Below are 674 nucleotides of genomic sequence, written 5' to 3'. Positions count from 1 at the left end.
TTGATATCGCTCAAAGATCTCGTTCTGATGTTTCTGTGCTTAATCTCGATAACAGCTCCATTGTTTTTGAGAAACCAACCGAAGATCATTACCAAACATTGCATATAGGTTCTGGTAAACCAGACACGCAAGAAGTCTACAATGCAACGGGTGATGCAAAGATTTACTTCAACGCACAATGGAGTGATGGAGCACCAATCGCCGATCAAAAAACCGATAGACTTTTGATCCATGGGGATGTCTCTGGCAACACATCAGTTTATGTTACAGGACGCATAGAAAAGAACAGTAGTCAAGCAAATACCTCTGCTGCTCCTAATGTACGGGGGCTTTCACTCATTCAAGTTTCTGGAAAAGCAGAGGAAAACTCTTTCAAACTGGTAAATGGCTATACCACAAGAGGTGGCTTACCGGATATGTATACACTACGTGCCTATGGACCAGACTCAAGCCAAGGCAAAGCCGATATTGCGCAAAACCTCTTTGATGAAAAGAATGAAAATTTCTGGGATTTCCGTTTACAACCCGAACTGCTTGGCTCCAATTCTGGTTCAAATCCTGATCCTGAAACAAATATCCCTACCGTTGCCCTTGTACCACAAACAGCAAGCTATTTGGTCATGCCAAATGCTCTCTTCTACAGTGGATTAACCGATATGGCTAAACAAAACGCA

General features: G+C 42.6%; 1 protein-coding gene. It reads left to right on the top strand.

The window, feature by feature from the left end:
- A partial coding sequence (locus ACFILZ_RS10070; RefSeq protein ID WP_375611085.1) for an autotransporter outer membrane beta-barrel domain-containing protein occupies positions 1–674 on the top strand: 674 nt, incomplete at both ends.

Origin of the sequence: Bartonella sp. AP40SXNS, from assembly GCF_042195825.1 — a bacterium.
Classification (GTDB): domain Bacteria; phylum Pseudomonadota; class Alphaproteobacteria; order Rhizobiales; family Rhizobiaceae; genus Bartonella.
The sequence above is the reverse complement of the archived record's forward strand: the minus strand, read 5'-3'. Positions and strand labels throughout refer to the sequence as shown.